Source organism: uncultured Jannaschia sp., assembly GCF_947503795.1.
Taxonomy (GTDB): Bacteria; Pseudomonadota; Alphaproteobacteria; order Rhodobacterales; family Rhodobacteraceae; genus Jannaschia.
Genome location: NZ_CANNEZ010000003.1, coordinates 467924 through 489271 on the forward strand (window position 1 = coordinate 467924; position 21348 = coordinate 489271).

The 21348-nt window shown below is 69.6% G+C and carries 21 protein-coding genes; 7 read left to right on the forward strand and 14 right to left on the reverse strand.

All coding sequences use genetic code 11. The features are described from left to right. Positions 1 to 7 precede the first annotated feature (7 nt). Positions 8 to 1477, reverse strand: coding sequence for a DUF2125 domain-containing protein (locus Q0833_RS17710; RefSeq protein ID WP_298438256.1), 1470 nt, complete (start codon positions 1475 to 1477; stop codon positions 8 to 10). Between the two features lie 72 nt (positions 1478 to 1549). Between Q0833_RS17710 and Q0833_RS17715 the strand changes: the two genes are divergently transcribed. Then, entirely contained in the window at positions 1550 to 2296 is a 747-nt protein-coding gene (locus Q0833_RS17715) for an SDR family oxidoreductase (protein ID WP_298438259.1), read from the forward strand. After that, entirely contained in the window at positions 2293 to 2901 is a 609-nt protein-coding gene (locus tag Q0833_RS17720; RefSeq protein ID WP_298438262.1) for an enoyl-CoA hydratase/isomerase family protein, read from the forward strand. Before Q0833_RS17715 ends, Q0833_RS17720 begins: the two co-directional genes overlap by 4 nt. Here the strand turns inward: Q0833_RS17720 and Q0833_RS17725 are convergent. The 5 genes from Q0833_RS17725 to Q0833_RS17745 all read right to left on the reverse strand — a co-directional run bounded on the left by Q0833_RS17725 (position 2891) and on the right by Q0833_RS17745 (position 9622). Next, entirely contained in the window at positions 2891 to 3487 is a 597-nt protein-coding gene (locus Q0833_RS17725) for an outer membrane lipoprotein carrier protein LolA (protein ID WP_298438265.1), read from the reverse strand. The two genes, Q0833_RS17720 and Q0833_RS17725, sit on opposite strands and share 11 nt — an antisense overlap. 103 nt (positions 3488 to 3590) lie before the next feature. Beyond that, positions 3591 to 4172: a rhomboid family intramembrane serine protease gene (locus tag Q0833_RS17730; protein WP_298438268.1), complete on the reverse strand. Its 582-nt coding sequence runs from the start codon at positions 4170 to 4172 to the stop codon at positions 3591 to 3593. A 75-nt stretch (positions 4173 to 4247) separates the two neighbouring features. Then, positions 4248 to 6983: a DNA translocase FtsK gene (locus Q0833_RS17735; RefSeq protein ID WP_298438271.1), complete on the reverse strand. Its 2736-nt coding sequence runs from the start codon at positions 6981 to 6983 to the stop codon at positions 4248 to 4250. 4 nt (positions 6984 to 6987) lie between these two features. Continuing rightward, positions 6988 to 8184, reverse strand: a complete 1197-nt coding sequence (locus tag Q0833_RS17740; protein WP_298438275.1) for an aminotransferase class I/II-fold pyridoxal phosphate-dependent enzyme — start codon at positions 8182 to 8184, stop codon at positions 6988 to 6990. Between the two features lie 112 nt (positions 8185 to 8296). Beyond that, on the reverse strand, positions 8297 to 9622 hold the full coding sequence (locus tag Q0833_RS17745) for an amidase (protein WP_298438278.1): 1326 nt from the start codon (positions 9620 to 9622) through the stop codon (positions 8297 to 8299). 81 nt (positions 9623 to 9703) lie between these two features. Here Q0833_RS17745 and Q0833_RS17750 point away from each other — a divergent pair, with 81 nt between their 5' ends. Further along, entirely contained in the window at positions 9704 to 10912 is a 1209-nt protein-coding gene (locus Q0833_RS17750; RefSeq protein ID WP_298438282.1) for an FAD-dependent monooxygenase, read from the forward strand. Positions 10913 to 10925: 13 nt separating this feature from the next. Here Q0833_RS17750 and Q0833_RS17755 read toward each other — a convergent pair whose 3' ends face one another. The 6 genes from Q0833_RS17755 to Q0833_RS17780 all read right to left on the reverse strand — a co-directional run bounded on the left by Q0833_RS17755 (position 10926) and on the right by Q0833_RS17780 (position 15451). Next, a complete protein-coding gene (locus tag Q0833_RS17755) occupies positions 10926 to 11105 on the reverse strand; it encodes a Trm112 family protein (RefSeq protein WP_298438285.1) in 180 nt (59 codons plus the stop codon). After that, on the reverse strand, positions 11102 to 11743 hold the full coding sequence (locus Q0833_RS17760; RefSeq protein ID WP_298438288.1) for an LON peptidase substrate-binding domain-containing protein: 642 nt from the start codon (positions 11741 to 11743) through the stop codon (positions 11102 to 11104). The genes Q0833_RS17755 and Q0833_RS17760 overlap by 4 nt, the downstream gene beginning before the upstream one ends. Positions 11744 to 11769: 26 nt before the next feature. Beyond that, the gene (locus Q0833_RS17765; RefSeq protein WP_298438291.1) at positions 11770 to 12678 is read right to left on the reverse strand and encodes a co-chaperone YbbN; all 909 of its coding nucleotides are present in this window, start codon (positions 12676 to 12678) and stop codon (positions 11770 to 11772) included. Positions 12679 to 12755: 77 nt separating this feature from the next. Beyond that, complete coding sequence (locus Q0833_RS17770) at positions 12756 to 13544, reverse strand: exodeoxyribonuclease III (protein WP_298438293.1); 789 nt, start codon at positions 13542 to 13544, stop codon at positions 12756 to 12758. Between the two features lie 66 nt (positions 13545 to 13610). Next, positions 13611 to 14795, reverse strand: a complete 1185-nt coding sequence (locus Q0833_RS17775) for an MFS transporter (RefSeq protein ID WP_298438295.1) — start codon at positions 14793 to 14795, stop codon at positions 13611 to 13613. Continuing rightward, positions 14792 to 15451, reverse strand: a complete 660-nt coding sequence (locus Q0833_RS17780) for a DUF2461 domain-containing protein (protein WP_298438297.1) — start codon at positions 15449 to 15451, stop codon at positions 14792 to 14794. Before Q0833_RS17780 ends, Q0833_RS17775 begins: the two co-directional genes overlap by 4 nt. Before the next feature lie 51 nt (positions 15452 to 15502). Here Q0833_RS17780 and Q0833_RS17785 point away from each other — a divergent pair, with 51 nt between their 5' ends. Both Q0833_RS17785 and Q0833_RS17790 read left to right on the forward strand, forming a co-directional pair. Then, positions 15503 to 16753 carry an MFS transporter gene (locus Q0833_RS17785; RefSeq protein ID WP_298438299.1) on the forward strand — a complete coding sequence of 417 codons (1251 nt, stop codon included), beginning with the start codon at positions 15503 to 15505 and terminating at the stop codon, positions 16751 to 16753. Between the two features lie 20 nt (positions 16754 to 16773). Further along, on the forward strand, positions 16774 to 17982 hold the full coding sequence (locus Q0833_RS17790; RefSeq protein WP_298438302.1) for an MFS transporter: 1209 nt from the start codon (positions 16774 to 16776) through the stop codon (positions 17980 to 17982). Between the two features lie 171 nt (positions 17983 to 18153). On the opposite strand, the gene Q0833_RS17795 is transcribed toward Q0833_RS17790, so the two are convergent. Further along, the gene (locus tag Q0833_RS17795; RefSeq protein ID WP_298438304.1) at positions 18154 to 18840 is read right to left on the reverse strand and encodes a response regulator transcription factor; all 687 of its coding nucleotides are present in this window, start codon (positions 18838 to 18840) and stop codon (positions 18154 to 18156) included. A gap of 173 nt (positions 18841 to 19013) precedes the next feature. Here Q0833_RS17795 and ribA point away from each other — a divergent pair, with 173 nt between their 5' ends. Both ribA and Q0833_RS17805 read left to right on the forward strand, forming a co-directional pair. Further along, positions 19014 to 20057, forward strand: a complete 1044-nt coding sequence (gene ribA, locus Q0833_RS17800; protein WP_298438306.1) for a GTP cyclohydrolase II — start codon at positions 19014 to 19016, stop codon at positions 20055 to 20057. Between the two features lie 104 nt (positions 20058 to 20161). Then, positions 20162 to 20659 (forward strand): L,D-transpeptidase family protein, encoded by a 498-nt coding sequence (locus Q0833_RS17805; RefSeq protein WP_298438383.1) that lies wholly within the window; start codon positions 20162 to 20164, stop codon positions 20657 to 20659. Here the strand turns inward: Q0833_RS17805 and Q0833_RS17810 are convergent. Then, complete coding sequence (locus Q0833_RS17810) at positions 20656 to 21309, reverse strand: YggS family pyridoxal phosphate-dependent enzyme (protein WP_298438308.1); 654 nt, start codon at positions 21307 to 21309, stop codon at positions 20656 to 20658. The genes Q0833_RS17805 and Q0833_RS17810 overlap by 4 nt on opposite strands. Positions 21310 to 21348: the final 39 nt, after the last annotated feature.

Below are 21348 nucleotides of genomic sequence, written 5' to 3' on the forward strand. Positions count from 1 at the left end.
TCGCGGGTCAGCGAAGCGGCATGCCGTTGGCCGAAATGCCGCCGCCGGGCGTGAACTCGATGGTGGATTCGAGCTGGTCGTCGCCCACGGGCCGCGCCACAGCCCCCGCCATGCCCCGGATGAAGCCCGCGTTCTGGGCGGGCACGAAACCGAGGGCCACCAGCGCGTCGAGCAGGGCGTTGCCGCCGTCGAGCGCGAGGTTCACCGTGCCGACCGGCTGGCTGGGGTCGGGTGTCGGGAAGGTCACGGCACCATCGGCGCGCAGCTCGGCGCCCGCGACCGTCAGCCGGATCTCGTCGATGGTGGCCGATTTCAGCTCGCCCGGAGGGCCGCCGAGTGCCGCCATGGCCTCGGGGTCGCCGAAGATGTCGGCCGTCATCACCGCGCTTCCGTCGACATCGACGATCAGGGTCGCAGGCTCGCGCGGCAATTGTCCCGTCGGATCGAAAAGCGACCAGAGCGCGTCGTCCACCACGAGGTTCATCATCGCGATATCGAGGCCGAAGGGCCGCTCCTCCGGGCCCGCACCGATGGGCATCGCGAAGCCGGAGCGGAGTTCGTCCATCGAGATCGCGATCGGCAGCGGAAATTGCGGCACCTGCGCGGTCAACTGCCCGCCGGTCGAGGCGACCGTGTAGCCCAGCTTTTCGGTGGTCAGGTCGATGTCGATGCTGCCCGCTTCCGATGTCCCGTCGATCTGGAGCGGGCCCGAGCTGCCGGTGCCCGCGACCGACAGCGTGCTGCCCGTATGCTTAATGGCGCCGCCATAGGTCAGGCCGAGATCCGAAAGCGAGGCGCCCGGCTCGACCGTACCCTCGCCGTAATCGCCTGCAAAGGATGAGGTGATGCCGGTCATCTCGTAGGTCACGTCCATCGCGTCCTCGCCCTCGACACCGACGATCACCGCCATGGCCGAGGCCGTCAGGTCCTGAACGAACGATGTCGCTGAACCGCCCTGGCCCGAGGTGTAGGTCGAAGCGATGTCGCGCATGGTCATCGAGACGGCCGTTTCCTCCTGGTTCTCGGTCTCGGGGACGTCGAAGACATAGGCGAAGGCATCGGCCGTCATGTCGTAGGTCCGGCCCGCGCCCGCCTCGCGGATCACGAGGTCCGTACCGGTGAAGGTCATCTCGCCGCTCTGGGTGATGGTCTCGTCGTCGACGGTCGTCGTCGTCTCGAAGGGGATGCGCTCCGGGATCTCGACCGTCAGGCTGCCGTCGGATTGCTCGATCAGGCGGATCGGGCCGACGCCGCTGCTGGTCATCTCGGCCCCGGCGAGGTCGCTGCCGAGCTGTACGCCCTCGAGCGTCAGCACGCCGCCTTCGTAGCTTTCGCTGGTGGCGGTCAGCTGGCCGCCGAAGCGCTCGTAGAGCGCCTGCCAATCGGCCCAGACCGCTTCGGCGCTCAGATCTGCCCAAGCGGCAGGGGCCGTGGTCAGGAGGAGTGCGGCGGCGCCGGCGGCGGCATGTCTCGACATGGGGAAACCTTCCTGTTGGAATACGAGCCAGAGCATTTCCGACCCCGGAGCCGGGGTCAACCGGAGGTCGAAATGAGCCCAGTCCTGACAGATCGCACCGTCCTGATCACCGGCGCCTCGCGCGGCATCGGCGCGGCCGCGGCCCGTGCCTTCGCCGAAGCCGGCGCGAATGTCGTGCTCTGCGCCCGGAGCACCGATCCCATCGCCGATCTAGCGGGAGAGATCGGCGCGCGCGCGCTGGCCGTGCCCTGCGACGTGGCCCGCTGGCACGAGGTGGCGACCGCGGTCGACGCCGCCCGCTCGACCTTCGGGTCGCTCGATGTCGTGATCGCCAACGCGGGCATGATCGAGCCGATCGGACCCTTGGCCGAGAGCGATCCCGAGGCCTGGGGCGCCGCGATCGACGTCAACCTCAAGGGGGTCTACCACGTGCTGCGCGCGGCGTTGCCGGTGATGCCGGTGGGCGGGACGGCGATCACCATCTCGTCGGGGGCGGCGCATCGCGCGCTGGCGGGCTGGTCGCAATACTGCACCTCGAAGGCCGGGGCGAAGATGCTGACCGAGGCGGCCCATGCCGAACACGGCGACAGCCTGCGGATCATGGGTCTGTCGCCCGGCACGGTGGCCACGCAGATGCAGCGCGAGATCAAGGCGTCGGGCATCGGCCCCGTGGCGCAGCTCGACTGGTCGGACCATATCCCGCCCGAATGGGTGGCCCGCGCGCTGATCTGGATGTGCGGCCCCGATGCGGATGTCCATAAGGGCACCGAACTCAGCCTGCGCGACGAGGATCTGCGCGCCCGGATCGGCCTCGCGTGATCCGGCGCGACGCGGCGGACGGGATCGTCACCCTGACGCTCGACCGCCCCGACAAGGCGAATTCGCTAACGCCTGAAATGCTCGAGGCTCTGATCGACGGGGTCGCGGGGGCGGCGGAGGCGCGGCTGCTCGTCGTGACGGGCGCCGGGGACCGGGCGTTCAGCGCCGGGGCCGACCTCGAAGCGGCGAAAGCCGGGCTTGCGACCTCGCCGCTCTGGGAGCGGCTGTCGGGCGCGCTCGCGGCGCATCCCGGCCTGTCGGTCGCGGCGTTGAACGGCACGCTGGCGGGTGGAGCCTTCGGAATGGCGCTCGCCTGCGACATCCGCGTGGCCGTGCCGCACGCGGCGTTCTTCTACCCGGTGGCCAAGCTGGGCTTCCTGCCGCAGCCCTCGGATCCTGCGCGCCTTGCCGCGCTGATCGGTCCGGCGCGCGCCAAGCTTTTGCTGGCCGCCGGGGCGCGGCTGGATGCCTCCGAGGCGCTGAGCTTCGGCCTGATCGACCGGATCGTCCCCGACCCGGTGCGTGCCGCGCGCGACATGGCCGTGGGCGAGCCGGGCCATGTCGCGGCGATCAAGGCGATGATTCCGGGTGGCGTTACTCGCTGAGGCCCCGCGCGCGCAGCTCCTGCGGGATGTTGAAAAGACCGCCGCCGAGGCCCACGCCCGTCTGCATGTCGCCCAGGATCACCGTCGTCTGCGATCCGCCGTCATCGGTGATGACCCATTGGCGCAGCGTCGTCGGGTTCGGCGTGAACACCAGCTGGATGTTGCCGTATTGCGGGTTCGCCGGGTCCTGCAGCGTGATCGCCGTCTGCGTGCCGTCGCCGCCATGACGCACGACCATGCCCGAGCCGCCCAGATTGACGTTGTCGCGCAGGATCAGGTTCAGGGGCGTCTGCGACAGCGGATACTGCTCGGGCGGTGTGTTGGAGACAGGATCGAAGACCGCGACCTGACCGCCGCCCGCGATCACGAGGCCCTTGTTGGGCGCATCGTAATCGAAGCGCGCGCGGCCCGGTCTCCGGATCGACAGGTCGCCGGTCGAGATGGTGCCGTCCGAGTTCACCTGCGTGAACTCGGCCTTCGCCGTGCGGAAGCCGTTGAGGTAGTTGCTGATCTCGCCGACCGATATCTGCGCCTGTGCGGGCAGGGCGAAAACGAGGGCGGCGAGGACGAGGGCGGGGATACGCATGTCACGGCTCCGGTTGTTGTCGAACGCTATGTAGGTCCGACCTGCGCCCAAGTCCCGCGCTATGCGATGACGTCCTCGCGTCAGGCGTTGCGCCGCGCGGCGCTCACCAGCGATCGACGTCGCGAAGGCGGGGCGCGTGCACATGGGTCCGCAGGAAGAACGCGGCGGCTGCCCCGGCCAGCGCCCCGAAGAGATGCGCCTCCCACGAGACGCCCTCGCGTCCCGGAAGGACGCCCCAGATCATCGCCCCGTAGAGCAGGCCGACCGTCAGCGCAGCGCCCAGCGTCACGGGCGAGCGATCGACGAAGCCGCGGGCCACGAGAAAGCCGAACCACCCGAAGACCAGTCCCGACGCGCCGATATGGATCGCCGTGCTGCCGAAGATCCACACGAGGAGGCCGCCAGCGCCGAGGATGATCGCGTTCACCGCGATGAGCGCGCGCGTCGCCGTCGCCGCCAGCAGCGCGCCCATCACCAGAAGCGGCGGCGTGTTCGACGTCAGATGCGCGAAGCTTGCATGGAGGAACGGCATCCCCACGATGCCGTCCAGCCCCGCGGCATGGCGCGGGATCAGGCCGAACGCCCGGTTCAGCCCGTAGCCGGTCAGCCAGTTGACGGTCTGCACCGCCCAGAGGATTGCCGCGAATACGCCGAGGGCGATCAGGCGCAGGGCTAGGGTTCGCATCGCGGTCTCCGGGCGGTGGCGGTTCCCGGAGGATATGGGTGGCGAACCGGCGCTGGCCAGTTCGACCGCCGCGCCTCAGCCGTTCGGGTCGGGCAGGAGGATGTCGCGTTTGCCCACATGGTTGGCCGCCGTGACGACGCCGTTCTCCTCCATCTGCTCCACCAGGCGCGCGGCCTTGTTGTAGCCGATGCCCAGCTTGCGCTGGATGTAGCTGGTCGAGCATTTGCGGTCGTTGGCGACGATCTCGATGGCCTCGTCGTAGAGCGCGTCCTCGCCGCCCGTGTTGCCGCCCGTGAGGCCCAGCACCGCATCGATATCGGACGCGTTGTCGGTGTCGGGGCCGTCCAGAACCGAGGCCGCGTAGTCGGGCGGCCCGAAGGACTTGAGGTGGTTGACGATCTCCTCGACCTCCTCGTCCGAGCAGAAGGGCCCGTGGACGCGCGTGATCTTGGAGCCGCCGGCCATGTAGAGCATGTCGCCCATGCCCAGAAGCTGCTCGGCGCCCATCTCGCCCAGGATCGTGCGGCTGTCGATCTTCGAGGTGACGTGGAAGCTGATCCGGGTCGGGAAGTTCGCCTTGATCGTGCCGGTGATGACGTCGACCGAGGGCCGCTGCGTCGCCATCACGAGATGGATGCCCGAGGCGCGGGCCATCTGGGCCAGACGCTGGATGCAGGCCTCGATCTCCTTGCCCGCGACCATCATCAGATCGGCCATCTCGTCGACGATGACGACGATGTAGGGCATCTTCTCGGGCACCGTCTCCTCGGTCTCGAAGATCGGATCGCCCGTCTCGTCGTCGAAACCGGTCTGGACGGTGCGCGAGAACATCTCGCCCCGATCGAGCGCGTCCTTCACGCGGCCGTTGTAGCCGTCGATGTTGCGGACGCCCATCTTCGACATCTTGCGATAGCGCTCCTCCATCTCGCCCACCGTCCACTTCAGGGCCACGACGGCCTTCTTCGGGTCGGTGACGACGGGGGACAGGAGATGCGGGATGCCGTCATAGACGCTGAGTTCCAGCATCTTCGGGTCGATCATGATCATCCGGCATTCTTCCGGCGTCAGCTTGTAGAGCAGCGACAGGATCATCGTGTTGATCGCCACCGACTTGCCCGACCCCGTGGTGCCCGCGATCAGGAGGTGGGGCATCTTGGCGAGGTTCGCGACGATCGGTGCGCCGCCGATATCTTTGCCCAGCGCGAGCGGCAGGGCCTGGTTGCCGTCGCCGAAGTCACGGGCCGACAGGATCTCGCGCAGGACGACCTTCTCGCGCCGCTCGTTCGGCAGTTCGATCCCGATCACGCTGCGGCCGGGCACGGTCGAGACACGCGCCGACAGGGCCGACATCGAGCGCGCGATGTCGTCGGCCAGCCCGATCACGCGGCTGGCCTTGAGACCGGGCGCGGGCTCAAGCTCGTACATGGTGACGACGGGGCCCGGGCGGACACTGACGATCTCGCCCTTGACGCCGTAATCGTCGAGCACGGCCTCGAGCATGCGCGCATTTTCTTCCAGCGCCTCGTCCGAGAGGACGTGCCGCTCGACCGTCGACGGATCGGCCAGAAGGCCAAGCGGCGGCATCTCGTAGGCGGTGGCCTTGTCCTCGAACTGCAGCGCGGGCTGGGCCTCGGCCTGCGCCTGGGTCGATGGCTTGGCGGGCTTCGCGGGCGGCTGCACGACCTTGCGGTTCAGCGTCTTGACCGCCGGGGCGGGGGCCTGCGGCGCGGGCGCGGCGGCGGTGAAATAGTCGGGCTCGGCCGGGGCCGGGGCTGCGGGCACCTCCTGCGTCGTGCCACGGCTCGCGGTCAGGACCGGTTCGGCGCGCGGGGCGGTGGCCGGGGGCGCCCCGACGGGGCTTTGCAGTGCCTGCGAGATGGTGGCGCGGCGAACGCGGGTGCGCACCGCGCTCGCGATACGGGCGCGGACCCGGTCGTCGTCGGGCCCGGCCTCGTCGTCGATCAGGTCGTCCCCTGTGTCGTCGTCCGGGGCCGGCGCGGCCGCCATGCGCGGCAGCCAGGACATCAGCGAGCGGCGCGGCGCGGGGGCGTCTTCGTCGTCCCAGATCTCCTCGATCGGCTCGTCTTCCACGGCGTCGGAGCGGGCGGCGCGGCGTGCGCGGATCGCCTGAGCCGAGCGCGCGGTGGCCCCGGCGGCGCCAACCGCCGCCCGACCCGTCAGAAGTCGCGCGAGATAGAGTGCGTTGCCGAGACCGGCGAGAAACAGGAGGCCGCCCCGGCGCAGATCGTCGCGGGTGAACCCGAGCACCCACGCCCCCGACGCGGCCACACCTGCCGCGATCAGGAGCGAAAGCACCTTCAGCCCCGCGCTGGCCGTAATCGGCAGCACCTGGAGGAGCGCGCCCAGCAGCGTGTCCCCGAAGAGACCACCCAGTCCGAAGGCGTGCGACCAGGTCGGGCCCGGGACCAGCGTGGCACAAAAAAGCGAGAGCACCAGCACCCAGCCTGCCACGAAAAGCGCGCGCGGCAAGGCCCGCTCGGATCCCCAATGAAGCGCGAAGCGCAGGCCCCAGATGACGAGCCCGGCCGCGAGGCCCAGCGCGCCCATCCCGAGGATCAGCATCAGCGGCGCGGCCAGCGAGGCACCGAACACGCCCAGCCAGTTCCGCGGCGCGTCATCGGTCGAGGCCAGCCAGCTGGGATCGTCCGGGTGATAGGTGAGGAGCATCACGGCGACCAGCAACCCGGCCAGCACCATCAGGGCGCCGAGGCCTTCGCGGCCCCGCCGGGCGAGGCTGATCTGCATGTTACTGTCCAGCAGGGGATCGCGCTGTCTGACTTGATACGCCATGTTTTCAGCTCCTTTTGTCGTAGAGGCATGCAGCCAGGCGGGTCAGCCCGGTCACGGTCTCGTCCAGCGGCGCCACCAGCGCCGCGCGGATATAGGGGTCGCCGGGATTGGTGCCGTCCGTCTCGCGCGCGAGATACGCGCCCGGCAGGACCTTCACCCCGGTCTCGGTCCACAGCTTGATCGTCGCGGCCACGCCGTCACCGATCGTCTTGGGCACCGGCAGCCACAGGAAGAACCCGGCCTCGGGGATCTCGGCGGCATTGCCGAGGATATCCCGCGCGGCATCGAACTTGGCCGCGTAGAGGCGGCGGTTCGCCTCGACATGCGCCTCGTCGCCCCAGGCCCGAGCGGCGGCCATCTGAAGTGGCACGGGCAGGGGCGCGCCGGCATAGTTCCGAAGCTGCTTCATCCGGGCGATGTTCTCGGCCCCAGAGACGGCGAAGCCCGAGCGCATCCCCGCGAGGTTCGACCGCTTGGACAGCGAGTGGAACGCGACAACGCGGTTCGGGTCCGTGCCGGTCGCACGCACGGCGTCGAGAATGCCGGTCGGCGGCGCGCTGGTGTAGATCTCGGAATAGCACTCGTCCGCGAAGACGAGGAAATCGTGCCGCTCGGCCAGCGCCAGCAGGTCCGACCACCACGCCATCGACGCGGTCGCCCCCTGCGGGTTCGCGGGCGAGCAAATATAGGCGATGGCCGTCCGGTCCAGCGTCGCGGGATCGAGTGCCGCGAAATCGGGCAGGTGCCCGGTCGCGGCGGTCGCGTCGATATAGACCGGGTCCGCCTCGACCGCGAGCGCGGCGACGGCATAGACCTGATAGAACGGGTTCGGCGTCAGGATGACGGGCCGCGCGCCGTTCTTCGTCTCGGGGCAGAGCGCCATCGCGGCGTTGTAGAGCCCCTCGCGCGTGCCGTTCAGCGCGAGGATGTCGGTCTCGGGATCGGCGGCCCAGCCGTAGCGGCGGTCGAGCCAGCCGGAAATCGCCGACAGAAGCTCGGGTGCGCCGTCGTTCGGGGGGTAGGACATGAACGCGTCCGCGTGGCGCGCGACCTCCTCGGCGACGAAGGCCGGGGGGGCGTGACGCGGGTCGCCGATGGTCATCTGGATCGGCGAATCGCCCGGCTCCAGGTCGCCCAGAAGCCGCCGCAGGCGCGGAAACGCGTATTCGGGCAGTCCGGAGAACCGCTGCGGGTAAGTCATCGCCTGTATGCCTCGTGCCGGGTGCTCTAACGGCCCCGATCCGCGCCACGATAGCGCGAGCGCGCCCGGACGGTCCAACGAAAAGGGCAGGCGGCCCAAGGGGGTGTGGCTTTCAGGTCAGGGCGGCGTCCATCGCGGCCCCGAGCCGCAGCAGCCGCTCCTCCTGCATCGGCGGGGCCAGGGCCATGACGCCGCACATCGGCACGCCCGTCGGCAGGGTCAGCCCGCAGAGCCCCAGCACGTTGCCGACCCGCGTGTTCCGAAGCGCCAGCAGGTTCTCGGTGACGTAATAGGTCTCGTCGTCGATGAGCCGCTGACGGTCGGGCGGCAGGATCGCGGCCGTGGGCAGGATCACCGCGTCGTAGCCTGCCGTCTCGGCAAGGTAGGCGTCCTGTGCGGCCTGCCGGGCGCGATGCGCGGCCAGAACATCCGCCGCCTCGACGCCGCGCCCGGTCCGGAACCGCTCGAGGATGCGGTCGAACATCAGGTGCGGGTCTGCTTCGATCGTGTCGCGCCAGATGGCATAGGCCTCGGGCGAGAAGAGCATCGGGGTCAGGTCCATCGCCGCCTTGACCGGAGCCAGCTCGGCGCGGGTGATGTTCGCCCCCGCCTCCTCGAACCGCTCGACGGCGTGGCCGAAGGCGGCACGGGGGGCATCGCGGCTGCTCTCGGCGTAATCGGCGAGGACGAGAAGCCGCGCACCCCTCAGCGTCGCGCCCGTCAGATCCGCGGGCCGCCCGCCTTCGAGAAGTGCCAGCGCCAGCGCCGCGTCCTCGACGGTTCGGCAAAGCGGGCCGATCGTATCCATCGTTTCGACCAGCGGGACGCATCCCCGCACGGGCACGCGGCCCAGCGTCGTCTTCAGGCCGACGAGGTCGTTCCACGCCGCCGGGTTGCGCACCGATCCGCCTGTGTCGGACCCGATCGCGATGGGCGCCAGGCCGAAGGCGACCGACGCCGCCGCCCCGGAGGACGAGCCGCCGGGCACGAGTGCTGCGTCGTGGCGGTTCGGCGGGGTCGCGGTGACGGGGTTCAGCCCGAGGCCCGAGAAGGCCAGCTCGGACATATGCGTCTTGCCGAGGCAGATCGCGCCACCGGCCGTCGCGTTGGCGAGGACGGTCGCATCGTCCTGCGGCACGCGTCCCTTCAGGAGCGCGGACCCCGCCTCGGTCGCGACGCCCGCGCTGTCGAACAGGTCCTTCCAACTGATTGGCACGCCGTCGAGCGGGCCCCGGCGCAGCCCTTGGCGCGCGCGTGTCGCCGCCGCCTCGGCCTCGGCACGGGCGCGGTCGGGGGTGACGCGGGCATAGACCTCGTCGCGGATCGGGCTGGCGTCGATCGCAGAAAGGAACGTCTCGGTCAGGTCGCGCGGATCGATCTCGCCCGCCGCGACAGCCCGGCCCAGGTCGGCCCCGCTCCTCCAGTTCATGTCGTCCATGCCCGCCCCCTGTCGATCCGCGTCACGCTATGCGGCATGGTGGCGTTGGACAATGCCGTCGCCGAGGGCATATCGAGCGGCATGGATACAGATGTCATCATCACCGGCGGCGGGCTGACCGGGCCGCTTGCGGCACTGGCGCTGGCCGATGCGGGGCTTCGGTCCATCGTGCTCGACGCGCGGCCGCGGGCGGATTTCGACGATGCGGAGTTCGACGGACGATCCTACGCGATGGCGCTGGGGTCGGTCCGGCTGTTGATGGCGCTGGGTCTCTGGGACGCGCTGGCCAGCGATGCCCAGCCGATCAAGGGTATTCGCGCCAGCGATGGGCGTGCGGGCGAGGGCGCATCGCCCCGGCATCTCGCTTTCGACGCCGCCGAAATCGGCACGCCTTTCATGGGCCAGATGGTCGAGGACCGGCATCTGCGCCCCGCGCTTCTGGCGGCCTGCGACGCGTCCAACCGGATCGAACTGCGGTTCGAGACGACGGTGACCGCACAGGACCCCGACATGGCGGGAATGACGGTCGAGACGGAGACGGGTTCCCTGACGGCGCGCCTGCTTCTGGGCTGCGACGGGCGTGGCTCCGGCGTGGCCGAGCGGGCGGGCATCGGCCGCAGCACCAAGGGCTACGGCCAGACCGCGCTGGTCTGTGCCGTGTCCCACGAGAAGCCGCATCAGGGCATCGCGCACCAGTTCTTCATGCCGGCGGGACCGCTGGCGATCTTGCCATTGACGGGCAATCGCTCGAGCCTCGTCTGGACGGAAGCGTCGGACGTGGCCGCCGAGCTGAACGCCCTGCCGGATGCCGAGTATCTGGAGGTTCTGCGCCCCCGCTTCGGCAATTTCCTCGGCGAGATCGCACTCGAAGGGGCACGGCACACCTATCCGCTGAACCTGACGCTGGCGCAGGATTTCGTGGCCCCGCGGGTGGCATTGGTCGGCGATGCGGCCCATGGCATCCACCCCATCGCGGGCCAGGGCCTGAACCTCGGGATCAAGGATATCGCGGCGCTGCATCACGTCGTGTCGGATGCGAGGCAGCGCGGCGAGGATCCCGGCGCGCCCGACGTACTCGCGCGCTACGCGCGGTGGCGGCGCTTCGATACGGCGGCGATGGGGGTCGCGACGGATGCGGTCAACGCGCTCTTCTCGAACGACAATCCGATCCTGCGGCTGGGCCGCGATCTGGGGATGGGCGTCATCTCGGGTCTGCCGGGCGTGCGGCGGCAGTTCATTCGCAACGCCGCCGGGATCGCGGGCGACCTGCCGCGCCTGATTCGCGGCTGACCCCGCGCGGCGATCAGTCGAGCTTGCGCGCCTCGTCGGCCAGCATAATCGGGATGCCGCCGCGGATCGGGTAGGCGAGCCCTGCGGATTTCGAGACCAGTTCCTGTGCGTCGGCATCGTAGGTCAGCGGGCCGCGCGTCTGCGGGCAGACCAGTGCTTCGAGCATCCGGCGGTCGTGATCGGGGTCGCTCATTGCATCTTCTCCTCGCCGCCGCCGGCCAGCGCGAATTCCATCAGGGTCACCACCGTCTCGCGGCGCGTGGCGAGCGAGGGGGCCTCCAGCAGGGCCTGTTTCTCCTCGGGATCGAAGGGGCAGAGCATGGAGAGCGAGTTGATCAGCAACTCCTCCTCGGCATCCTTGAGGCTGTCCCAGTCGGTCGACAACTCCTGGTCCTCGAAATAGCGGCGCAGAAGGTCGAGAAAGGCGGGGCGGTCGAACTTCTCGTCGATCTCGGGGCGGCCGAGATCGCGCTGGAAATCCTTCCATTCGACATCCGCCTTGAGATAGGGCGCGAAGCCCTCGATCTCCTTGGTGATGCGGTAGCGGCTGACCCCCGAGAGGGTGACCATGTAGCGCCGGTCCTCTGTCTCGGAAATTTGCGTCAGGCGACCGGCACAGCCGATGGACTGGAGCGCGCGGCCGTCGCTGCCCTTTTGCGCGCGGGGCTGCACCATGCCGATCAGGCGATGCTCGGTTTTGAGCGTGTCGTCGATCATCTGGAGGTAGCGCGGCTCGAAGATATGGAGCGGCAGGCGCGACCGGGGCAGCATCAACGCGCCGGGCAACGGGAAGACGGGAATCGTCTCGGGCAGATCCGACAAGCGATACATTAAGGTCAGGTAGCCCGCCCCGGGGGTCAGGCAAAGATCATCGACGACAATCTGCGACGTCCGACCAAAACAACCGGATCCTTGGGCCCCGCGGCGTCGAAGATCGTGAAGAGCTGGGCGCGCGCCGCGCCGTCGTTCCATTCGCGATCCCGGCGGAACAGCTCGAGCAATTCGTTCACCGCGGCCTCGGTCTCGCCGCTGGCCTGCAGGGCCGCGGCAAGGTCGAAACGCGCCTGGTGATTGTCGGGATCGGCCTCGACGGCCGCGCGCAGCTCGGCCACGGGACCGGCGTCGGCGGCTTGCCGCGCCAGCGCGATCTGTGCGCGCCCGGCCTCGACCTCGGCGGCGGTGGCGATCCCCTCCGGCACGTTCGCGACCATCGCCTCGGCCTGATCGAGCTCGTCCATCGCGACGTGGGCGCGGATGAGGCCGCCATAGGCCTGCGGATTCTCGGGCTCCTCGCCCAGGATGGCGGCGAAGGTCTGGGCCGCGTCCACGGCGGCGCCTTCGTCGAGCATCTCCTCGGCGGCGGCGATCGCGTCGCCCAAGCCGCCGTCATCGTCGTTCATCGCGGCGACTCGGGCGACGAAATCCTGCACCTCGCCCTGGCTGACCGCACCTTGGAACCCGTCGACCGGCTGGCCCTTCCAAAAGGCATAGACCGTCGGAATCGACTGGATACGAAGCTGGGCCGCGATCTGCTGGGCCTGGTCGACATCGACCTTTGCCATCCGGACGCGGCCCTTGGCGGCGGTCACTGCGGCTTCGAGTTGGGGCCCCAGCGTCTTGCAGGGCCCGCACCACGGTGCCCAGAAATCCACGATGACGGGGATCGTCTGGCTGGCATCGACCACGTCGGTCATGAAGGTGGCTTCGGTGACGTCCGAGATCAGGGGAACGTCGGCGGCGGTGTCGGGCTGACCGAATTCGAGCATGTCGCGGCTCCGGATGCGAAAGGGTTGGCGTCGATCTAGGCGCGGCCACGGGTCGGAGCAACCCGACGGGGCGCGATTCAGAGGTCGAACGTCGCCAGGACGGGCGCATGGTCCGACGGCTTGTCCCAGCCACGGACATGGCGCAGGACGCGGCTGGAATGGGCGGCGGAGGCGATGTCGGGCGTGGCCCAGACGTGATCGAGACGGCGGCCCTTGTCGGCGGCATCCCAGTCCTTCGCGCGGTAGGACCACCACGAATAGAGGTTTCCCTCGGGGATGTCCTTGCGGGTGATGTCGACCCAGGCGCCCGCATCCTGCGTCTGGGCCAGCGCCTCGACCTCGACGGGCGTGTGCGAGACGACTTTCAGAAGTTGCTTGTGGGACCAGACATCGTCCTCGCGGGGGGCGATGTTCAGATCGCCCACAAGGATCGATTTCGCCGGCCTGTCCGCATGGAACGCGTCACGCATGGACGCGAGGTAGTCGAGCTTCTGGCCGAATTTCACGTTCACCTCGCGGTCGGGGACGTCGCCGCCCGCAGGCACGTAAAAGTTGTGGATCGTGACCCCGTTCTCCAGCCGTCCGGCGATGTGGCGGGCATGTTCGAGGTCGGCATGGTCCTCGGCCCCGGCCTCCTCCATGGGGAGCTTCGAGAAGATCGCGACGCCGTTATAGCCCTTCTGCCCGCGCGCGACGCGCCAGCGATAGCCCAGCGCCTCGAACGCTTCGGTGGGGATCTTCTCGACGGGGGACTTGCACTCCTGCAGGCAGAGCACGTCGGGCGCCTCCTCCTCCATCAGGCGGGCGACGAGCCCTTCGCGCAGGCGGACCGAGTTGATGTTCCAGGTGGCGAGGGTGAAGGGCATGGGTCGCGCTCCGCTTTGATGTGGGAGGGTTTTGGCAGGGGGCGACGCGCAGGGCCACCCCCGGCCTCAGTCGATCGAGACCCGGCGCGTCAGCAGGCCGAGCGTTACCAGCGCGATGAGCCCCGCAACGGCGTAGGCCGAGAGGATCGTGCGCAGATCCGAGGCGGGCATCTCGCCGACATTCGTGGTTGAGGTCGCGGCCAGCCAGAGCGTCGCGGCGAAGAACAGCCGTCCGAGCAGGCTCTGGAGCGACAGGTAGGTCGCGCGGCTATCATTCGACAGGAGCGGCTGGATGCGGGCGAGGATGAAGGGCCGGGCGAGCGCGTCGGGGATCATCCGGCTGAGCAGGAAGAGGATCGCGAGCGGCCCCGTCGCCAGCGCCAGCGCCCCCGGAAGCGCAATCTGAAGCGCGAAGGCGGCCAGCAGCATCGCCGTCAGGCCGATCCGCGCCCGGATCGTCGGCGCGGCGAGCGAGACGAGAAGCGAGACGCCCATCATCGCCGCGGTGATTGCCCCGACGATGACCGGCGTTTCGGAGGCGAAGGCCGTGCCGGCGAGGGCCGCCTCGATGAAGGGCTGGCCGAAGACGAAGGGGACGTGGCTGAAGGCATACATGCAGACCGTCAGCGCGAAGAGCCATGCGAGGACCGGCGTCGTCAGCGAAACGCGCAGCGTCGAGAGGCGCGCGGCGGCCGTCGTCCGCGCGGGCGGTGCGTCGCGGAAGGCAAGCGAGACGCCGAGAAGGGCCGCGAAGGCCAGCGCCGACGCCCAGTAGGGCCAGCCGAGATCGAACCGGGCGATGGCGCCGCCCGCCAGCGCCGAGATCATCAGCCCCGCGAAGGATGCGCGCCAGCCGCGCAGCTCGTGCCGCTCGATCTCGTCCGCGCGCCCCTCGGCGGCAAGGCTTTCGTAGAGCAGCGACGAATCCGTGCCCGATGCGAAGGCCGCGTGGATGCCCAGCAGGACCTGCGCCGCGGCGAACCACCAGAAATCGCCGCCCAGCGCCTGCATCGTGGCCGTGGCGACGGCGGCGGCGGCCGCGACGATCAGCGTCCGGCGGCGGCCCCAATTGTCCGACAGCCATCCTGACGGCACCTCGAGCGCGGTCGTGGCCACGTCGTAGATCGCGTACATCAGGATCGCCTCGGCTGCCGAGAGCTCGGACTGGATGTAGAGGAACCACGCCGCCTGCCAGAAGATCAGGCTGCTTAGGAACTTGTAGACCGGGTAGAGACGGACGTTCCGCGTCACAGGCGCTCGGTCACGAAGCGGCGGAACGGCATCAGCGTCTCGAACGTGTCGGTCAGCGCCGCGACCAGCCCGTCGCCCGACGCGCGCCACCCGTCGGGCAGCGACCGCCCAAGCGCCAGCGACTTGCGCTTGAGCAGCGCGCCGTGGGGATGGTCGGGATCGTAGGGCTTCGGCACCCGCTTGAGCGGCTCCGGCCCGAAGCTCGACAGTGTGGCCCCGCTCTCGTCGATGATCTCGGCAAGCCGGTCGCCCCAGCGATCGACCATCGCGCGGTAGCGGGTCAGGCCGTCCTTGTCGAAACCGGGGGTTCCGCAGCCGACGAAGGTGCGGTCGGGCTCGACCCCGAAATAGAAGCTGGGTGCGGGGCCGTCCGTGTCTCCCGGCGCCCAGAGCATCGCGAGCATGGTCTTGTAGGGCGACTTGTCCTTGGAGAACCGCACGTCGCGATTGATCCGGAAGACCTTGCCGGCATGGGGCTCGCCCGTCATCCGCGACAGCTCCTCGGCCATGATTTCGGCCAGGAGCTTCGCCGGTCCCTCGATGTCGCGCTTCCACTCGGCCTTGCGCGGCTCGAACCAGTCGCGCGCGTTGTTTGCCGCGAGCGCTCCATAGAACGCCTGCGCCCGGTCGATGAAATCGGTGAAGCCATCGGACATGGGTTTACTCCTCGACGTACCGGACGGAAGGGTAGCGCAAGGAGCTGTCCGATGTCCCTGTCCCTGATCCGCGACAATCGAAATTATCGCTGGCTGATTTCGGCGGCGGGCCTGTCGAACCTGGGCGACGGGGTCTCGGCACTGGCCTTCCCGTGGCTCGCCTCGCTCATCACGCGCGATCCGCTGCTGATCTCGCTGACGGCGGTTGCGACGCGCCTGCCGTGGCTTCTGCTGGTGCTTCCGGCAGGGGTCTGGACCGACCGGGTGGACCGGCGCGCGCTGATGATCCGGGCCGACCTGTTCCGCTGCCTTCTGACCTTCGGGATCGTGGCCATGGTGATCGCGGCCCCGCCCCCCGTGGCGTCCGAGGGCGTGGCGATCGCCGGGCTGTGCGCTGTGGCATTCCTTCTGGGCGCGGCCGAGGTGCTGCGCGACAACGCCGCGCAGACGGTCTTGCCCGCCGTGGTGAACGCCGCGGATCTCGAGGCGGCGAACGGTCAGATCTGGTCGCTGGAGCGGGTCATGGGCCATTTCGTCGGCCCGCCGCTGGCCGGTGTCCTGATCGCGCTGGCCCTGCCGGTGCCCTTCGCCTTCGACGCGCTGACCTTCGCGGGGGCGGCGGCGCTCGTCTGGCTGATGGTGATCCCGGCGCGCACCGCACGGCCCCGGACCGGGTTCTGGCGCGAGCTGAAGGCCGGCCTTGCGTGGATCTGGGGCCATGTCGTGATCTGGCGCCTGGCGATCATGCTGGGCCTCATCAACGCGGTGGCGATGGCGTCCCTGACGATGCTCGTTCTCTTCAGTCAGGACGTCCTCGGGCTCGGGGCGCTGGGGCATGGCCTCCTGCTGACGGCGGGTGCCGTCGGGGGTGTCATCGGCGGCCTCGGCGCGCCCCGCCTGGCCCGTCGTCTGGGCGGGACGCGAAGCCTGCGCGTGGCGATGGTGATCTTCACGCTGGCCTACGCGCTGATCGGTCTGGCCGATGCCGCGTGGCTGGTGGCGCTGGCGCTATTCTCCGAGGCGCTGGGCGGGATGCTCTGGAACGTCGTCACCGTCAGCTACCGGCAGCGGACGATCCCCGACGACCTGCTGGGCCGCGTCAACAGCGTCTACCGCTTCTTCGGCTGGGGCATGATGCCGCTGGGCGCGTTGGCCGGCGGGGCCGCCGTCGCATGGCTCGAGCCGTCACTGGGGCGAGAGGCGGCGCTGCGCGTGCCGTATCTCGCCGGGGCGGGGGTCATCGCGGTTCTGGGCCTCGCAGCGCTCTTGGTGCTGCGCCTGCCGGATCGGGATCCGGCGTAACCACCGATCTCAGGGCGCTGGTGCCGCTGCTGCTTGCGGCGGCGCTCCTTCTGGCGGGCAACGGGCTGCAGGGCACCCTCGTGGCGCTGCGCGCCTCCGAAGCCGGGTTCTCGACGCTGACGATCGGCCTGATCGGCGCGATCTATTTCTCCGGGTTCCTTGCCGCCTGCTTTGCCGCGCCGGCCATGATCCGCGCCGTGGGCCATGTGCGGGTCTTCGCCGCGCTGGCCTCGGTCGCGGGGGTCGGCACGCTCCTCCTCGTGCTGGCGGTCGACCCGTGGGTCTGGGGCGCGGTGCGCTTCGTCATGGGGTTCTGCTTCTCGGGATTGTTCGTCGTCATCGAAAGCTGGCTCAACCAGTCGGCCGGTCCGGGCGAGCGCGGCCGCGTCCTGTCGATCTACCGCATCGTCGACCTGAGCGCGGTGACGGGCGGCCAGTTCCTCCTGCCGATCTTCGGCGTGGCCGGGTTCGAGATCTTCGCGGTGACGGCGATCCTCTTCGGCCTGTCGCTCCTGCCGGTGGCGCTGTCGAACACGTCGCGCCCGACGCCGCCGCAGGCCTTCCGCTTCGATCCAGCCGGACTCTGGCGGCTGTCGCGGGTGGCCGCGCTTGGGGCCCTGTCGATCGGGCTGACGACGAGCGCGTTCCGCATGATCGGGCCGCTTTACGGGATCGAGCTGGGGTTCGATGCCGGACAGGTCGCGCTCTTCATGAATGCCGGGATCGCGGGTGGCGCGGTGCTACAACTGCCGCTGGGCCTGCTGTCGGACCGCGTCGACCGACGGTTGGCGCTTCTCGTGGCGACCTGCGGCGCAGTCGGGGCGGGGCTGGTGCTGAACACGGTCTCGTCGCCGGTGGCGGTCTATGCGGGTGCCTTCGCCTTCGGCGCCTTCGCGCTGCCGCTCTATTCGCTGGCGGCGGCGCATGCGAACGACCGGGCGGGTCCCGCATCGGATTTCGTGGCGATCTCGGCGGGACTGATCTTCTTCTATTCGGTCGGTGCAATCGCGGGCCCGCTCGGGGCCGCCGTCCTGATCGAGGCGTTCGGGCCGCAGGCGCTCTTCGGCTACACGAGTGCGGTGCATGGACTGATGGCGGTGCTGACCGCCCTGCAGATGTGGCGGCGCGACGCGGTGCCGCGCGCGGGTCGCGGTCGCGTCGAAGGCCTGCTGCGCACGTCGCCCGCCATATTCGGCCTGGCCAAGCGGTCGGGGCGACGAAAAAAATAGGCCGGACACGAAGGTCCGGCCGAGTCCAACAGGGAGGTGCGCCCTAGTCACGTACCGGGGACGCGTCCGGCATGTCTTAACGTTAGAACCGGGATCGGGTTAACGTAAGGTTAATTTAGCTGAATTGCCCGATCGCCGCGGGGTTGTGTCCGCGGCGACACGGGGGACAAGTCAGGCCATCAGCCGGTATCCACCGCTTTCGGTGACCAGCAGACGGGCGTTCGAGGGGTCCGGTTCGATCTTCTGGCGCAACCGGTAGATATGGGTTTCGAGCGTGTGGGTGGTCACCCCGGCATTGTAGCCCCAGACCTCGTGCAGGAGCACGTCGCGGGCCACCGTGCCGTCGCCCGAACGGTAGAGGAACTTGAGGATATTCGTCTCCTTCTCGGTCAGGCGGATCTTCTTGTCGTCCTCGGTCACCAGCATCTTCTGAGCGGGCTTGAACGTGTACGGCCCCAGCGTGAAGATCGCGTCCTCGGACTGCTCGTGGGTGCGAAGCTGGGCGCGGATGCGGGCCAGAAGAACGGGAAACTTGAACGGTTTGGTCACGTAGTCGTTGGCGCCCGCGTCGAGGCCCAGGATGGTGTCCGCGTCGCTGTCATGGCCGGTCAGCATCACGACGGGGCATTTGACGCCGGATTTGCGCATCAGGCGGCAGAGCTCGCGCCCATCGGTGTCGGGCAGGCCGACATCGAGCACGACGAGGTCGTAGGGCTGTTCCTTGGCGCGCGACATGCCGGTGGCGCCCGAGTCGGCTTCGAAGACGTCGAAATCCTCGGTCATCACCAGTTGCTCGGCCAGCGCGTCGCGCAGGTCATCATCGTCGTCCACCAGCAGGATCTTCTTCAGGTTCGCCATCGTTCGCCTCCATCTGTTGGGCCGAACCTGCCCGCGACGGTCGCCTGCGCCAAGGGTCCGCGCGCGCATCTCACGCGCCGCTCACGCCGACGTGTCGCCAAGCGCGGAATTGTTTCATATGTGGATGGCCGCGCGGGCCGCTCCGCGCGATTTGTTACAGGATCCGCCGCGCGATGTTGCTCCCGACCCCGTCCGAACTGGCCGCCCGCGCGCGCGCAGACCTGCGGGTCGGCCTTCCGGTGGCCATCGGTGGCGTGGTCTTGGCCTCGGTCGAGACCCTGTCGGGCGAGCGGTTGGCGGCGATGGCCGCGGCGGGCCCGCTCGTCCTGGCCGTGACCGCGCGGCGGGCCGAGACGCTTCGGGCGCGGGCCTATGACGGCGACCTGGCACGGATCTCGGTGCCGCCGGGCGCGGATGCCGCGTGGCTGCGGGCGGTGGCCGACCCGGCGCGCGACCTTCACGCGCCGATGAAGGGGCCGCTCGTCACCCGTCGGGACGACGCGGCAGGCCCTTGGCGCGACGGCTTGCGTTTGGCCAAGGGGGCCGAACTTCTGCCCGCGGTCGTGGGAGTCGAGATGCCCCCGCCCGAGGGGATCACCGTCCTGTCCGTGGGTGCGGTCATCGGCCATGACCCGGCCCCCCGCGCCGTCGCGGCGGCGCGCGTTCCGCTTGAAGTTCATCGGGCGGGACGCGTCCATGTCTTCCGCGAGCGGGGCGGCGGCACCGAGCATTCGGCGGTCGAGATCGGCCAGGTCGACCGCGCCGCCCCGGTCCTCGTGCGTCTGCATTCGGCCTGCTTCACCGGCGACGTGCTGGGCTCGGTCAAGTGCGATTGCGGCCCGCAGCTCCATGCCGCGCTGGAGGCGATCGCGCGCGAGAGTGGAATTCTGCTCTATCTTCAACAGGAAGGGCGGGGCATCGGGCTGGCCAACAAGATGCGCGCCTACGACCTGCAGGACCAGGGCTTCGACACGGTTGAGGCCAATCACCGGTTGGGCTTCGAGGATGACGAGCGCGATCTGCGCCTGGGGGCGGGGCTGCTGCGGCAGATGGGCGTCGCGCGGATCCGGCTGATGACGAATAATCCGCGCAAGATCGACGTGCTGCGTGCAGAGGGGATCGAGGTCGTGGAACGCGTGCCGCTTCGGGTCGGACGCCGGGCCGAGAACGCGGGTTACCTCGATGTGAAGCGCGCGAAATCCGGACACCTGGAATGAGCGTTGCGCGCCATCGCGGATGGCCCGCCCGGCGGGCCGCCGCAGGGGGCATCGAGCCCCCCGCGGCGGCGGTCTCCGACGGAGGTATTTCGGGCCAGAGGATGATCGGGCCCGCCGATCTGGTGGTGCGGCCTGGAGGGGTCCGGTTCGCGGGCGTGACGTTTCCCTGTTCCCTGGGGCGAGGCGGGATCCGCGCCGACAAGCGCGAAGGCGACGGGGCGACGCCCGCAGGTGTGCATCGCATCGTCGGGATGCTCTGGCGCGCCGACCGGATGGCGCGGCCCGCGGGTTGGGCGGTGCCGATCGGGCCGCGCGACCTCTGGTGCGACGATGCGGGGCATCCGGCCTACAATCGGCCGGTGCGCGCGCCGTTCGCGCGGTCTGCCGAACGGCTGCGGCGGGCCGATCCGCTCTATGACCTCGTACTGCTGACGGATTGGAACTGGCCCGCGGCCCGGCCGGGGCAGGGCAGCGCCATCTTCCTGCATCGCTGGCGCAGGCCCGGCGCGCCGACCGAGGGCTGCGTCGCCTTCGACCCGGCGGACCTGGCTTGGATCGCCCGGCGCGTCGTGCCCGGAACGCGGGTGATCGTCGAAGGCTAGGCCGGAACCCGGTCGCCGAAGATCGCGCTGCCCACGCGGATATGTGTCGCGCCCAACGCGATGGCCTGTTCGAAATCGGCGGACATGCCCATGCTGAGCCCTGCCACCCCGTTGCGCGCGGCGATCTTGGCCAGAAGCGCGAAATGCAGGGACGGCGTCTCCTCGGCGGGGGGGATGCACATCAGTCCCGCGATGGGCAGGTCCATGGCGCGCACGTCGCGGATGAAGGCATCGGCCTCGCGCGGGGGGATGCCGGCCTTCTGGTCCTCCTCACCGGTGTTCACCTGCAGGAAGAGGGCGGGGCAGGTGCCGGTGTCCTGCGCGATATCGGCGATGCGGCGGGCGATCTTGGGACGATCGACCGAATGGATCGCGTGAAAGAGCTCCATCGCGGCCCGGACCTTGTTGGATTGGAGCGGCCCGAGAAGATGCAGCTCGGTGCCCGGATGAGCGTCGAGCCAGGCGGGCCACTTGCCCTGCGCCTCCTGGACGCGGTTTTCGCCGAAGGATCGATGGCCTGCGGCCAGCACGGCCTCGACACGCTCGGGCGGCTGGACCTTCGAGACCGCGATGAGCGTCACTTCGGCGGGCGAGCGGTCGGCCTTGGCACAGGCGGCGTCGATGCGGGCGGTGATCTGGGGCAGGGACATGTGCGGCCTCCGGAGGGATGGACCGGTCATGCCAAACGA

Excerpts from the sequence above, each read along its gene's own strand:
- Q0833_RS17730 (WP_298438268.1), bottom strand. The coding sequence starts at position 4,172 with ATGCGAACCCTAGCCCTGCGCCTGATCGCCCTCGGCGTATTCGCGGCA.
- Q0833_RS17735 (WP_298438271.1), bottom strand. The coding sequence starts at position 6,983 with ATGGCGTATCAAGTCAGACAGCGCGATCCCCTGCTGGACAGTAACATG.
- Q0833_RS17780 (WP_298438297.1), bottom strand. The coding sequence starts at position 15,451 with ATGTCCGATGGCTTCACCGATTTCATCGACCGGGCGCAGGCGTTCTAT.
- Q0833_RS17725 (WP_298438265.1), bottom strand. The coding sequence starts at position 3,487 with ATGCGTATCCCCGCCCTCGTCCTCGCCGCCCTCGTTTTCGCCCTGCCC.
- Q0833_RS17710 (WP_298438256.1), bottom strand. The coding sequence starts at position 1,477 with ATGTCGAGACATGCCGCCGCCGGCGCCGCCGCACTCCTCCTGACCACG.
- Q0833_RS17745 (WP_298438278.1), bottom strand. The coding sequence starts at position 9,622 with ATGGACGACATGAACTGGAGGAGCGGGGCCGACCTGGGCCGGGCTGTC.
- Q0833_RS17755 (WP_298438285.1), bottom strand. The coding sequence starts at position 11,105 with ATGAGCGACCCCGATCACGACCGCCGGATGCTCGAAGCACTGGTCTGC.
- ribA (WP_298438306.1), top strand. The coding sequence starts at position 19,014 with ATGTTGCTCCCGACCCCGTCCGAACTGGCCGCCCGCGCGCGCGCAGAC.
- Q0833_RS17785 (WP_298438299.1), top strand. The coding sequence starts at position 15,503 with ATGTCCCTGTCCCTGATCCGCGACAATCGAAATTATCGCTGGCTGATT.
- Q0833_RS17750 (WP_298438282.1), top strand. The coding sequence starts at position 9,704 with ATGGATACAGATGTCATCATCACCGGCGGCGGGCTGACCGGGCCGCTT.
- Q0833_RS17795 (WP_298438304.1), bottom strand. The coding sequence starts at position 18,840 with ATGGCGAACCTGAAGAAGATCCTGCTGGTGGACGACGATGATGACCTG.
- Q0833_RS17740 (WP_298438275.1), bottom strand. The coding sequence starts at position 8,184 with ATGACTTACCCGCAGCGGTTCTCCGGACTGCCCGAATACGCGTTTCCG.
- Q0833_RS17770 (WP_298438293.1), bottom strand. The coding sequence starts at position 13,544 with ATGCCCTTCACCCTCGCCACCTGGAACATCAACTCGGTCCGCCTGCGC.
- Q0833_RS17810 (WP_298438308.1), bottom strand. The coding sequence starts at position 21,309 with ATGTCCCTGCCCCAGATCACCGCCCGCATCGACGCCGCCTGTGCCAAG.
- Q0833_RS17760 (WP_298438288.1), bottom strand. The coding sequence starts at position 11,743 with ATGTATCGCTTGTCGGATCTGCCCGAGACGATTCCCGTCTTCCCGTTG.
- Q0833_RS17765 (WP_298438291.1), bottom strand. The coding sequence starts at position 12,678 with ATGCTCGAATTCGGTCAGCCCGACACCGCCGCCGACGTTCCCCTGATC.
- Q0833_RS17715 (WP_298438259.1), top strand. The coding sequence starts at position 1,550 with ATGAGCCCAGTCCTGACAGATCGCACCGTCCTGATCACCGGCGCCTCG.